The following is a 13,241-nucleotide window of genomic DNA, read 5'->3' as shown; positions in this document are numbered from 1 at the left end:
TACTGGGGAGAGATTCTTCCCAGTAAACAAAATCAGGCGGTAGACGCAAAGCAGAGTATTATAAATTGCCAATTATCTATGTATATTACCTACAGTCCTGCTTACACTATTGTCCCGACTTACGAATGTTTTAATCGCTGTACTTATTGTAATTTTCGTGCGGAACCCGGAAAAAGTCCTTGGATAAGCTTATCTGCGGCAGAAAATATACTGCAAAACTTACAAAATCAGCATCAAAAAAATCAACATCAAGTCTGTGAAATTCTCATACTTAGTGGAGAAGTACACCCTCATTCCTCGCGCCGTCAAGAGTGGTTTCAACTTATTTATAATTTGTGCGAATTAGCCCTAAAAATGGGCTTTTTGCCGCATACGAATGCGGGTATTCTGAGTTTTGAGGAAATGCGAACCCTGAAACAAGTTAATGTCTCCATGGGTTTAATGCTGGAACAAATAACCCCAAAATTGTCAGAGAATGTACACAAATACGCACCAAGTAAGTTACCAGAAACTAGGTTACAACAATTACAATGGGCAGGTGAGTTACAAGTACCTTTTACAACAGGTATTTTACTCGGCATTGGCGAAACAGAAAGCGATCGCGAAGATACTTTAGAAGCGATTTCTCGGATACACAAACGCTACCATCATATTCAAGAAGTTATCTTACAACCCTACAGTCCAGGCAGCCAGGAAAGTTATCATTCATCAGTATTTAACCCACTAGAATTGCCCAAAGTCATCGCCAAAGCACGGGAAATTTTACCTACAGAAATTGTCATTCAAATACCACCTAACTTAGTTACTAATCAAGAGTGGTTAATAGCCTGCTTAGAAGCTGGAGCAACTGATTTAGGCGGGATTTCACCTAAAGATGAAGTAAATCCCGATTATTCCCATCCCCAGGCAGAAATCTTAAAAAAAGATTTAGCAACTCAGGGTTGGGAACTAGTACCAAGGTTGCCAATTTATCCACAGTTTGATAAATACTTGTCAAAAGAAATACAGTTTCAAGTGCAGCAATGGCGACATAATATCCATCAACTTTAAATATTCAAAGAAGACAAAGTCAAAAGCTCCGGAAACTATCGGGGAAATTTGAAGTTAACAATATTGACCAAGTTTTAAGGCGGATTAACTCTTGGGGTGGAAATTTATGCTTAATGCTGGCGAAGAACAAGATTTACTGGCTTGTGAATTTCAAGTTTTATCAAGCGAGGTAAATGAACATCTAGTTTGGTGCGATCGCGCAGATAATTTTACCGATTTGGGGTATTATGATGCAGCCATAAATGCATATCAACAGGCATTGAAAATCAAGCCAAATTATCAAAATGCTTGGCTAAGTCTCGGTGCAGTTTTGTGTGACAAACTGGAGCAGTATGAAGAAGCACTAATGTGTTTTGATAATGCTTTAAGAATTAACTATTTGGATGATTTTGCCTGGTACAATCGCGGTAATGTTTTAGAACATTTGCAACGTTACGAAGACGCTTTAGCTTGCTATAATATTGTCTTAAAATTCAATCCCAATGATGAGTCTGCTTGGTATAGTCATGGCTGGGTATCCTATGAATTAGGCAATTATGAAAATGCGATCGCCTCTTTTGAGCAGGCATTGAAGTTAAAACCTGATGATGATTCTGCTTGGTATAATAAAGCTTGTTGCTATGCACTGCAAGGAGATATTCAGCAGGTGGTAATATGTTTACGCCAAGCCATTCAGCGTAGTCCCAATCAATATTATCAAATGATCAAAACTGAAGCTGATTTTGATGATATTCGCCATGATATTCGCTTTCAAACTATGATGCAAGAATTATTATTGATTGAGTAATTTGCATCTGCATTAATCTGAGTTAACTGAATTCATTTCTACATAAAATACAGGAATCTAGAATTTTATACCTAGATTCCTGTAAATTTTTATTTAGGGACTTTTGGAGAGTAATTGTATTTAATTACCCATCGCTTTCGTCTCACTGGCTCCTTCATTTTGGATTTTCTTAGTCAGTAAGAAAATTAACCCAGTTAAGATAGCGACTTCAAACACAAATACGGTTAAAACAATCGCTGTACTAGCATTTTGTAAACCAGCCCAGGGGAATATTGACATTAACCAAGGAAGAGCATTTTTTTGTGGAGTTAAGTTGATCATTGTCAATATTATTGGCGGCAAAAACATCACAGCACCAACAGTACCAACTGCCCAAAAATAACGCTTAGAGGTTTTCAAGATCAGCATTCGCTGGGTGATAGTAGCATTAATCATCATTATGGTAAAAAACATTGCCAAGCCCACAAACACTTTAAATCTGCCAGCATCATTAATGAGCCAATCTAAAATATTATTTTGACGACTATTCAAATTGATTGCCAGGAGTACCCAAGTAGCAACGGGGACAAGCATGATAATTAAATTGAAGGCGATCGCCACTAAGGAAGGACTTTTTTCACCTAATAATAAATCTCCAAATAGACTATGTTGCCAACCTTGGCGACCCGAACCACCATGATGACGATATCTTGCCCAATCTTGAATTACTTGACGTTGTGGTGACAAAATTAACATTAACCCAAATAGTAAGGCTAAGTTAAAGGCGAGCAAAATCGGCAAATTAGTAGTGATTTGGTAATTGAGTTCGTAATATGAATGTTTACCAAGATACGACGGTGGGTAATAGTTATCGCTTTTTTGCAGCGTAAATCCCCAGAGTAAAACTTGTAAGCCCGCAACTAACCAATAACTTTGAAATTTACTAATTATTGCTGTATTGGGATTGCGAAAACGACGTTCGAGTCCTTGCCAAATCCCATAAGTCCACAAGCCAAAGTTCGCCAGATGAGTCGCAACTAAACCAATTAAACTAGAGCCGACGGGAATGTGAAAAAATTGTAAATTAGCAAAGAATGGTAAAGAGGAGTTGTAAGAGGAATTGTAATATGAACGACCAAATAAGTTGGGAAATAAATGTTCAACTGCGAATATGGGGCTGAACATCGTGAACCATATTGCTCCATGGTTTGGATAGAATCTTGACGATGATAGTGTCAATGTAAACATCAAGAAAACTAAAACTGCACCACTACCCAACCAAGGTTGAAATCCGCCTAGAAATTTTGTGCTTAAAGTAAATAGTAGCGCTGCACTAAAGAAGAAAATACAACTACCAATGAGAATAACGTAGAAGCTGAAAATATGGCTAAATGCAATTCCCGCAGCTTTCCCAGACACAACATGTAAAGGAATTGCTAAAGTTGTAAATAGATAAACTAAAATTGGTACACCGAGAATTTTTCCAGTCAAAATACTCGTTTCCGATTGAGGACTGAGGCGAATAAAGTTCAATGTACTGCGACGTTCTTCTTGTGCAAGGTTGTTAATTAATAAATAAGTGCCACCAACCAACAAAGCAAACACAAAAATAACGCTAAGAGAAAGAAAAATATATTCCCAATGGTCACGCCACCAATCTTGGTAATCAATTTTGTCTATAGGGCAGAAAAATTTGCCACCATACATAACATCATTAACTCGCTTCTGTTCTGCTTGAGTTAATTTCAATTGTTCTTTTGCTGCATTTAGCTTTTCTAAATCAAAATTCGCTTTACTACTGAAATAGTAAACTTGCTTTTGGATTTTATCTCCTACTTTATATAAGTCATTTAACTGCTTCTGATAATCCTTACCCAGTAAACAATATTGAGCAGTGATTGGGTATTTACTTTCTGGATATTGTCCTAATTGAATCAAGAATATAACAATTTGACCGAGTAAAGATATACCCGCAGTCACCAAAACTGGAAATAGTTTGAGACGACCTTTGATTTCCCGGATAAATTGCGGGTTCCAGTCGCCTATCTTATCAAAAATACTCCCCATCATTGATTTAAATCTCCAAAGAATATAATTAATTCAAAATCAACGTTTTTATTTTTAATCACTTGCCAATTACCCTGATGCTGTGGATAGTTTCTTAGTCGAGGAACTACCAACTCTTCTAATCCAGTTCATAAATTCCAGATTACAAATAACTAAAATCATAATTTCACTCAAAAATGCAATAAAAATTATGGGAATACTAGCGCTGAATCCAAACCAGGGAAAAGTAGAAAATAGCCAAGGAATTGGATTTTGACTAGGGTCAATTTTCATCATCATTAAAATACAACTGGGAATAAAATTTAACAATAGAATACTTCTCATTGCCAAGGAAAAGGGTTGCGAAATTGGGAGTATTGCTAATCGCTGATAAATTGTCGCATAGATGATTGTGAGAACGAAAAAACAACCGATCGCGAGTAATGACTTGGATGGGTTAATATGATGAATGTTCAAATTAAGATTGTCAATTTTATCAATCTCAAAAAATAGGGAGTTAATTATGTAAATAATAAATGGAGCTATTATCAATAGTAAATTAATTGCGATCGCAACTTGCGAAGGACTTTTTTCTCCTAGTAATAAATCTTTCAGTAGAGAATGTTTTTCACCCTGATAATACTGTCGATTTAAATGGCGGTATCGTGACCAATCTAAAATATCTTGACGTTGGGGTGATAGAAGCCGCATCAACCAATACACCAACATTAAGTTTAGCAAGAAAAAGAAGGGTATATTTTGTTGTATTTGGTGACTGATTTTAGAGTAATCAAAGTTAGATTCAAAATTTTGATTTTGGAGAGTGAATCCCCACAATAAAACCTGTAATGTTGCAACAAAAAAATAACTATAATTTTTACTAAATCCTGTTGTATTTTGATTGCGAAATATGCGTTTTATGCTGTGCCATATACTACAAGTCCAAAAAGCATAATTTACTAAATAAATGCTAATTAAAACTAGAGGATTTATACCAACTGGAATCTGGAAAAACTGTAATTGTTTCAACTCTATCGTCGCTATATTATTAGCCAAATCACCCATGAGATAGTTATCTATGCCAAATGGGCTTAAAATCAATAACCAAGCGAATGCATGATTTAGAGAGATATTGGATTCAGAAATAGAGTAAGAAAATATTAAAACTCCCAGAACGATCGCACTAGCTAACCAAGCAACAAATCCTTGTGAATTTGATGATATATTTTGTGTCATTAAACTCAATAAAGTCGCAGCACTGAAAACAAAACAAGCACAGCTAGCTAAGATAATATAAAAACCCAAAATATTAAAGAATGAAATCCCCGCAATAATTCCAGAAACAAAATGAAAAGGAATAGCGATCGCAATAAATAAGTACAGTAAAATTGGTACTCCCAAAATTTTCCCAGTCAATATGCTCACTTCTGACTGTGGACTCAGACGAATAAAATTTAATGTTCCCCGATGTTCTTCTCTAGATATGTCACTAATTATTTGATAAGTACCACAAACTAATAGAGAAAAAATCAAAAATAGATTGATAGAGGCGAAAATCCCTCCCCAATTACTCACATTCTGCTGTAATGAATCATCAAACCTTTGATTACTGATATATACCAAAAATTGCATCAATAACGACAGAAAAAACGTTAACGCAATCGAGAAAGTTTTGAGGCGACCTTTGACCTCTCGAACAAATTGCGGATTGCGATCGCCTATTTTTTCAAAAACACTCCCCATCATTAATTTAAGTCTCCAAAACATCTAATTTTTAACAGCGATTGGATATTCAGCATGAAATTAAGATGCTTGTTTGTGACCTAATTTCAAGAAAATTGCTTCCAAATCTTCCTGAGTACAATGGAAATTAGTCAATGGGACTCCAGCACTTACCAAACTTCGTAATAAGTCCGCACAATCTTCCTGTGTTCCCGAAAAATTCACCCGAATCTTATCTTTTGTGGGCAGAATTTCCCACTCATCAACCAACGAATTATTTTTCAATTCGCCTAATAGCTCATCAATTTTTCCTAGAGTTGAAATCTCTATTTGCTGACGCGAAAGACGCTGGTAAAGTTGCTGTAGTGAAGTGCTTTCCACTAAACAACCAAGCTCCATAATTCCTACAGATGTACAAAGTTCTGCCAAATCGCTGAGTACATGGGAAGAAATTATAATCGTCATTCCCGCTTCTTGGAGTACCTTAATTATTTCGCGGAACTGCATCCGAGCAATCGGATCAAGACCAGAAACAGGTTCATCTAACAACAATACTATCGGTTCATGAATAATAGTCCTTGCCAAACTTAAACGTTGTTTCATCCCTCGTGAAAGGGTAGAAATCAAACTATTACGCTTGTTCCCTAGCTGAATCAGTTCTAAAACTTCGTGTAGCCTTTGGGTACGTCGAGGTTCGCGTAACTTATATAGTCGCGCAAAGTAATCGAGATAATCCCAAACCGTGAGTTCATCATATAAAGGATAGTCGTCGGGTAGATATCCTAGACGGCGTTTGAGAGTAGGATTACTCTTATCGCGCAAAAGGCGATCGCCATTGATAAAGATTTCACCAACAGTTGGTTCTTCTGCTGCTGCTAACATCCGAATTAACGTTGTTTTACCAGCACCATTCGGACCTATCAATCCATAAACTTCACCGGCTTCGATTTCCAAATCAATGTCGTTGACAGCTACATGTCTGTCAAACTGCTTAATGAGTCCTGTAGTGCGAATTGCTAATTCTTTTACCATAGCTGCAAGGAAGCGCCATTCATCAAAACTAACTTAGCCTTTCCCTACAAAACTTGTCAGCCCAGTTTCGGAAAATGAAACATACTTTACACAAACTTGATATTAGATACTTCTATAAAAGTCAAGAAAAATAAATAATTAAAGCGGCGTTAATTTTATTCACTTTAATGGGAATTATAAGCTCATAAGCTCATTTTTTTTGATATATCAACTTTAAATTGTATGAATTTCGATTCGGGTATCAGGTTGCAGGTAATTAGACAAACGGTGACTTTAGCAATTGAAGATGGTAGAGAGTGGGGACAGCGCTTTTTGAATGATTCTTCTTGGAGAGGTGATAAAAAAAAGATGGCAAAACATGCCATTAGTGAATCTAAGTTCTGTTCGTTGCGAAAGGGTGTTAATAGCAAACTTGCCGCAACAGCAGGAATATCATCAGAAGTTGCCATGTCCCTTTATTCGCAAGTCAAGCTAGCATCAACATTGTTTACAATCTATGAAATAGATACTATTCGCGCATCGGCACAGCCCCTGGTATTAGCTGCTGCTGCTGGAGTTAGTGTGACAGAATTAGTACATCAGCTAGAAATTAGTCCGGAGATTAATTATGGACAGCAAAATCTTCAAAAAGCTTTACAGTCAGTTCCCAGCCAAAAAATGTTGGAGTTAAATCAAACTTTAGAAATTCAATTAATTACTGAAGTTAGAAATAAACATATTCGTCGTGATGCAATGATGAGTCTCTGCGGAAATTCTGTGAAAACTTTCATTCAAGCATATCGAAATCCATAATCCCTATTATCAAAATAGAATTGAAAATTCAGAAGTCAGAATCCAGCTTGAAAATTTCATCCGGGTTATTCTGACTTCTCTTTCTATAATTTACCTGCAATCCCTCTATCAAAAGGAGTAGGATAGATAATCATGCACCTTACCTTCCTCATAGCTAATCGAGTGCGTGGTGGGTGTGGAGGTTAACTGTGGTTGAAGCAAGAAGATGGCGAAGAAATGCCAAGTTGCATCTGGGCGAAAATTTGACTGCCTACGGTTTTATGCTACCAACTATTTTGGTGCTGGGAATATTTGTTGTATTACCCATTCTTTACGCCGTATTTTTGTCACTACATAAAGTTCGCTTACTGGGCGGCATTGAATACGAGTTTGTTGGGTTTCGCAATTTTAGCCATTTGCTAGAAGACGATCGCGTTTGGATTGCGTTGCGAAATACAATTGAATATGTGGTGATTGTGGTACCATCACAAACAATTTTGGCATTAATTTTAGCAGTGACGCTAAACTCTGGTATTCGTGGGAAAAATTGGTGGCGAATTCTTTATTTTTTACCAACTGTTACATCTTCAGCAGTGTTAACGCTGATTTTCATGTGGATATATAACAGTAACGGATTATTAAATAATTTCCTTGCCTTTTTGGGATTACCTACTTACAACTGGTTAGGCGACCCTAGTGTTGCCCTCAAAGGTATTATGCTAATGAATATCTGGTCAACTGCGCCATTTTTTATGGTAATTTATTTAGCAGCTTTGCAGGATATTTCGCGATCGCTTTATGAAGCTGCCGAATTAGATGGGGCAAATCCGTGGCAACAGCTAATATATATTACTATTCCAATGTTGCGCCCGGTGACATTTTTCGTCTTAGCAATGGGAATTATTGGTACATTTCAATTATTTGACCAATCTTACATTTTTTCTAACGGTAATGGTGGTCCAAATAATGCCACTCTCACAGTAGTTTTACTGATATACCAAGCGGTATTTCGGAACTTACAAATGGGTTATGGAGCTGCGATCGCATTTCTCCTAGCTATTATAATTATTACCACAACTTTGATTCAACGTCGATTTTTCGGTGAAAAAGTGTAACTTTACTTTAATACTTTGCATAGATAGGCAAGTATATCTAAAAATTATTGATGTGGTATCAATAATTATTAACTAGTCACCAAGGATTGAAATATGTTGCTTGAATTAAACCGTTTAGAGATACCACCAGGGCATCGAGTTTTATTAAGAAATGTTAGCTGGGAGGAATTTGAAACAATTCTTGAAGAATTAGGAGAAAAACGTGCTGCAAGGGTAGCTTATAGCAGAGGGATGTTAGAAATTATGACACCACTACCTGAACACGAGCGGAGTAAAGAAAATATTAGCGATTTTATCAAAGTGCTTTTGGAAGAACTTGACATAGAATTTTTATCATTAGGTTCCACTACATTTAAAAATGAATCGATGAGTCAGGGGATAGAACCTGATAATTGTTTCTACATTCAAAATGAATCTATCATGAGGGATAAAAATAGAATTGACTTAAATACAGTTCCTCCTCCAGATTTAGCACTAGAAATTGATGTTACATCTCGTACACATAAAAGTATTTACCAAACATTAGGAGTACCGGAATTATGGAGATTTGTCAAAGGTAAATTACAAATTAATATTTTACAGCATGGTATATATGTAGAATCTAAATTTAGTCAAATATTTCCTAATCTTCCACTTATCGAAGTAATTCCACAATATTTGGAGCAGTCCAAGATTGAAGGTAGAAATAAAGTCATGCGAGCATTTAGAGCTTGGGTAAAAGAGCAAGTAATTCAATAGTTATTAGATACAAGTTAGTAAACACCAATTACTAGATAATAAAGCTTCTTGATTGAGACAAAATATTGATAAAATTTCTAAAATAGTAAAATGTCTCCTCGTAATTTATCCATCTGGAAAATACTACTATATACACTGCTTACACTCTACGCAGTGATAACCGTTATTCCTTTTCTTTGGGCACTTTCAGCCTCATTTAAAACCCTCGCAGAAATTTCTAGCGGAGAATCGAATTTTTTCCCCAAAAACTTTACTCTTGATAACTACAAACAAATATTTCTCCAAGAACCATTGTTTTTACGTTGGCTCTTTAATAGCATAATTATTGCTGTTAGTGTCACAGCTTTAAACCTGTTATTTAACACAATGGCAGGTTATGCACTGGCGAGATTACGCTTTGCAGGTAAGCGATTTTGGTTTTTGCTTATTCTCACAGTTTTAGCAGTACCCGCACAAATTACACTTATTCCCACATTCCTAATTTTAAAAACCTTTGGCTGGTTAAATTCTTACCAAGGAATGATAATTCCTAGTATGGTAAATGCAACATTTATATTTATGATGCGGCAATTTTTTGTCAATTTTCCTAAAGAGCTAGAGGAAGCAGCAGCTTTAGATGGATTAACGCAATTTGGTATTTTTAGACGTATAGTTTTACCGCTAGCAAAACCAGCATTAGCAGCACAAGCGGTATTTGTATTTATGGGTAGTTGGAATAACTTTTTATTACCTGTAGTAATTTTGTTCGACCCAGAAATGTTTACCTTACCATTAGGTTTAAACACTTTCAAAGGTCAATATATCAGCTTTTGGAATTATATTATGGCTGCATCGATGATATTTACTATACCAGCCTTGGGTATTTATGCATTCTTCAATCGTTATTTTATTCAAAGTGTGACATTTACTGGTGGAAAAGGGTAAGTAATATCAGATTCGTCTTAATAATTAGGATAAATAATGAGGATAAAATAGACGCGAAGATGGGGAGAAATAGCGGTTTAGAGAAAGTTTAATCATCAGTTAATTGAGCTAAGAATACTACATCACAATCCTAAAAATAATCATAAAAAATATGTAGAGACATTATATGTAAAGTCTCTACAATACAACTGAATATACAACAATTAATGAATCAAAAATCAAAAAATATACTATCCAACCCTTTGAATCCCAACATGCTTGATAAATGCATACCAATCTTGCGAAAAACCTTTGATTTCCACATTGAAAAGATTGAACTTTACATGATTACTTTGAATTGGAAATTTGACTATATTGTTATTATCCGGCAGACTTGTAGCTAGAATCAATTCTGTACCTGCGGGAATTAGTTGTTTAGATTGTTCGTTAAGAGTCTGAGAATCAACTGGTGCGCGTTTAATAAATGTATCAACATTGAAAACAAGTTTTAAAAACCCTTGTTGAGTTCCTAAGGTGTTGCGGTTGACGTTGATTTGGGCTGTAGTTTTATCGGTTTGCTTGGCGATAACTGCTTCGACGGATGTTTCCGGAACAATTGGTTCTTGAATTATTTGTACGTGATTTGCAAATGCAAACCAGTTACTCAAACCTTTGAATTGAATATCATCAAGACTAATTTTATAGTGGTTGTTACTACCTGGAGGAATGCTGTAGGATTGCAACACTAAGGTGGTACCAGCAGGTATGTCTTGGCGCTGGTTGCTTGGTAATTGGCTGGAGTCAATAGGTTGTTGCTTAATTACACTATTTTGTACAAACACAATTCGATTTGTAGTCATACTTATACCCTGGTGGTTAAAAAACTTGGTGATTTAAACATTGTGTAACTTTTGCTTCAATAGATATTCTCCTGATTTCAGACAGAGGAAGAAAATATACGCATTTTTTTAACATTCTTTGGTAACGAAAAACAAAAATTGTATGTATTGATATATACAATTAATCTTTTGATTTATAGATTAAATATACTTTAAATTTTACTTAGAGATCATTTATAAAGTAAATATTAAGGATAGTCGCGCAGGGAGAAACTCGGTTTCTCATCAAAAAGTCAGATGATGCTCGATACTTAAATCTAAGAAACCGGGTTTCTTTGGTTTTAAGGTTTACTTTATACATAACCTATCGCAAAGAACTCGATAAAAAATCATCTAGCTATGGTTATATATTTTACCTTTGCACATCTGATTAAGTATCATTTATTTCCATCTCAATCAAAAGATTTGACGATAAAACCAATGCAAGAAAAATTAATAATAACTGGTTCACAGGACTTGATATCATATCCCCGACTTCTGCTCAAAGGCGAGGATACGGCTTCTCAAAAATCCTTACCAAAATTATCCACTAAGCAATATAAGGCGAGTTTATCGCCGCTACACGACCTGCATTTACTAAAGATTGATACACCATTGCCGTCACTTCTGCGCGTGTAGCTTCGCGAGTGGGGTTGATTTGCTTAATATTGGGGTAATTAACAACAATTCTACTGTCAGTAGCTATTGCTACTTCATCTTTGGCATAGTCAGGTATATTTCCTTGATCATCAAAACTTTTTAATGACTTTACCGCATTAGCAGTTAGTCCCAGTCCATTGACGAGGGATACTATAATTTGCACCCGTTGAATATTTTCGTTGGGACGGAAATTACCATTTGGATAGCCAGAGAGGAATTGTCCTTGGTACGCTTGTTGGATAACTTGATTAGCCCAGAAGTTATCAGGAACGTCTTTAAATTTGATACTTTGACGTTTTGCTTGTGGGTTAAAAGCTTTAACTAGTAAAGCAGCATATTGCGCCCTCGTCATGGTTGCATTCGGTTTGAATGTCCTATCCTTAAAGCCTGCGATGATGCCCAATCTATTCAATTCTTGAATAAATGCTTCTGCCCAATGTCCGCTAATATCTGTTAATTCGCTAGGTGCTGGTACGGGTACGGGTACGGGTACGGGTATAGGTACTGGGGTTGGTGTTGGTGCTGGTATAGGTTCCGGTGGAGTTGGTGTTGGGTTAGGTTGGGGAACTGGAATTGGTACGGGTGTTGGTGTTGGCGCTTGATTCCCGATAAATTCAATATTACCTTTGCATTTTGCTGCTTCGACTTGGTTTCCTACCGAAATTAATTTATTCACACCAGCATTTTGCACATCAAATTGCCCATTGTTGCGAAAAATATTGCCACCAGGACTATCTATGATACCAATATCAGGCAATGCATTCGCAATCACAGTCATCCCATCTTGAGTATTTCTTTCGCTAATATTATTCCGTAGGATAGGACGCGCATCGTTAGAAATAACCAACCCAGAACGATTTTCATAGATTTTGTTGCCATTTAAGCTTGGTGATGAAGTGTCGCTGATGACAATACCAAAACCCGTTTGAAAACATTCATTATTGCGAATATCACCCTTAGCATTTTTTGCGATCGCAATTCCATTGGCGGCATTCTCTGTACAAATATTATCACGAATTAGGGGGTTAGCTTCACCAGTAATAAATATTCCCTCCCGCTTACATTTATTTAATCTGCAATTAGCAACCAAAGGAGTGGTTGATTCAATCCAAATTCCCGTACCCCTGGTGGCTGGATTACTTACGGTTACACCCCGCAACTCCGCACCACTTCCCATGAGAATTGTCACATTTTGGCGGGCAAAGGTGCGGCTGAGGAATTCGCCGCTACCCTCAATAATCACGTTACTTCCTTTGTTACTTTCGTTACCAACTAAGTTGACTCCCCCAGGAATTAATAAAGGGAATTTTTCCCCAGTTTGGCTATTGTAATTACCATCCGCAAGTTGAATCGTCAAACCCGCACTAGCTTGTTGTAGAGCTTTTGCGATCGTTTTAAATGGTGCTTGTTGAGTACCAGCAGCAGCATCATCCCCGCTAACTGGGTTTACGTAAATCTGAGGCATATTTATACATTTATCAAGACATAGACATAGTAGGAGTAAAAGGGGGAAGGAGGTAAGTAGGTGGATGAAAATATTTCGGAATTGCCAGAACTCTC

At 36.5% G+C, this 13,241-nt stretch carries 11 protein-coding genes; 6 read left to right on the top strand and 5 right to left on the bottom strand.

All coding sequences use genetic code 11. The annotated features are described in order from the left end of the window. The first annotated feature begins 78 nt into the window (after window positions 1–78). Window positions 79–1,050, top strand: coding sequence for a 7,8-didemethyl-8-hydroxy-5-deazariboflavin synthase subunit CofG (gene cofG / locus VB733_RS17890; RefSeq protein ID WP_323341417.1), 972 nt, complete (start codon window positions 79–81; stop codon window positions 1,048–1,050). Window positions 1,051–1,156: 106 nt separating this feature from the next. Continuing rightward, window positions 1,157–1,837 (top strand): tetratricopeptide repeat protein, encoded by a 681-nt coding sequence (locus tag VB733_RS17885; protein ID WP_323341416.1) that lies wholly within the window; start codon window positions 1,157–1,159, stop codon window positions 1,835–1,837. A 120-nt stretch (window positions 1,838–1,957) separates the two neighbouring features. Here VB733_RS17885 and VB733_RS17880 read toward each other — a convergent pair whose 3' ends face one another. From VB733_RS17880 to VB733_RS17870, 3 genes are all read right to left on the bottom strand, one after another. Beyond that, the gene (locus tag VB733_RS17880) at window positions 1,958–3,886 is read right to left on the bottom strand and encodes an ABC transporter permease (RefSeq protein WP_323341415.1); all 1,929 of its coding nucleotides are present in this window, start codon (window positions 3,884–3,886) and stop codon (window positions 1,958–1,960) included. Between the two features lie 66 nt (window positions 3,887–3,952). Continuing rightward, window positions 3,953–5,608: an ABC transporter permease gene (locus tag VB733_RS17875; RefSeq protein WP_323341414.1), complete on the bottom strand. Its 1,656-nt coding sequence runs from the start codon at window positions 5,606–5,608 to the stop codon at window positions 3,953–3,955. 57 nt (window positions 5,609–5,665) lie between these two features. Then, window positions 5,666–6,616, bottom strand: a complete 951-nt coding sequence (locus VB733_RS17870) for an ABC transporter ATP-binding protein (RefSeq protein WP_323341413.1) — start codon at window positions 6,614–6,616, stop codon at window positions 5,666–5,668. Window positions 6,617–6,838: 222 nt separating this feature from the next. On the opposite strand from VB733_RS17870, the gene VB733_RS17865 reads away from it, so the two are divergent. From VB733_RS17865 to VB733_RS17850, 4 genes are all read left to right on the top strand, one after another. After that, complete coding sequence (locus VB733_RS17865; protein ID WP_323341412.1) at window positions 6,839–7,408, top strand: hypothetical protein; 570 nt, start codon at window positions 6,839–6,841, stop codon at window positions 7,406–7,408. Between the two features lie 188 nt (window positions 7,409–7,596). Then, window positions 7,597–8,502 carry a sugar ABC transporter permease gene (locus VB733_RS17860; RefSeq protein ID WP_323341411.1) on the top strand — a complete coding sequence of 302 codons (906 nt, stop codon included), beginning with the start codon at window positions 7,597–7,599 and terminating at the stop codon, window positions 8,500–8,502. Between the two features lie 93 nt (window positions 8,503–8,595). After that, window positions 8,596–9,240 carry a Uma2 family endonuclease gene (locus VB733_RS17855; protein WP_323341410.1) on the top strand — a complete coding sequence of 215 codons (645 nt, stop codon included), beginning with the start codon at window positions 8,596–8,598 and terminating at the stop codon, window positions 9,238–9,240. A 90-nt stretch (window positions 9,241–9,330) separates the two neighbouring features. Continuing rightward, window positions 9,331–10,164: a carbohydrate ABC transporter permease gene (locus VB733_RS17850; protein ID WP_323341409.1), complete on the top strand. Its 834-nt coding sequence runs from the start codon at window positions 9,331–9,333 to the stop codon at window positions 10,162–10,164. A gap of 230 nt (window positions 10,165–10,394) precedes the next feature. Here VB733_RS17850 and VB733_RS17845 read toward each other — a convergent pair whose 3' ends face one another. After that, complete coding sequence (locus tag VB733_RS17845) at window positions 10,395–11,003, bottom strand: hypothetical protein (RefSeq protein WP_323341408.1); 609 nt, start codon at window positions 11,001–11,003, stop codon at window positions 10,395–10,397. 568 nt (window positions 11,004–11,571) lie between these two features. Next, window positions 11,572–13,146 (bottom strand): DUF1565 domain-containing protein, encoded by a 1,575-nt coding sequence (locus tag VB733_RS17840; RefSeq protein WP_323341407.1) that lies wholly within the window; start codon window positions 13,144–13,146, stop codon window positions 11,572–11,574. Window positions 13,147–13,241: the final 95 nt, after the last annotated feature.

Origin of the sequence: Calothrix sp. UHCC 0171, from assembly GCF_034931845.1 — a bacterium.
Classification (GTDB): Bacteria; Cyanobacteriota; Cyanobacteriia; order Cyanobacteriales; family Nostocaceae; genus Brunnivagina.
Note: the sequence above shows the minus strand (reverse complement) of the source record. Positions and strands in the feature narration are given on the sequence as shown.

Bases quoted from the DNA above. Each gene is read 5' to 3' on its own strand.
- VB733_RS17855 (WP_323341410.1), top strand. From the start codon at position 8,596: ATGTTGCTTGAATTAAACCGTTTAGAGATACCACCAGGGCATCGAGTT.
- VB733_RS17845 (WP_323341408.1), bottom strand. From the start codon at position 11,003: ATGACTACAAATCGAATTGTGTTTGTACAAAATAGTGTAATTAAGCAA.
- VB733_RS17885 (WP_323341416.1), top strand. From the start codon at position 1,157: ATGCTTAATGCTGGCGAAGAACAAGATTTACTGGCTTGTGAATTTCAA.
- VB733_RS17850 (WP_323341409.1), top strand. From the start codon at position 9,331: ATGTCTCCTCGTAATTTATCCATCTGGAAAATACTACTATATACACTG.
- VB733_RS17840 (WP_323341407.1), bottom strand. From the start codon at position 13,146: ATGCCTCAGATTTACGTAAACCCAGTTAGCGGGGATGATGCTGCTGCT.
- VB733_RS17870 (WP_323341413.1), bottom strand. From the start codon at position 6,616: ATGGTAAAAGAATTAGCAATTCGCACTACAGGACTCATTAAGCAGTTT.
- cofG (WP_323341417.1), top strand. From the start codon at position 79: ATGTATATTACCTACAGTCCTGCTTACACTATTGTCCCGACTTACGAA.
- VB733_RS17875 (WP_323341414.1), bottom strand. From the start codon at position 5,608: ATGATGGGGAGTGTTTTTGAAAAAATAGGCGATCGCAATCCGCAATTT.
- VB733_RS17880 (WP_323341415.1), bottom strand. From the start codon at position 3,886: ATGATGGGGAGTATTTTTGATAAGATAGGCGACTGGAACCCGCAATTT.
- VB733_RS17865 (WP_323341412.1), top strand. From the start codon at position 6,839: ATGAATTTCGATTCGGGTATCAGGTTGCAGGTAATTAGACAAACGGTG.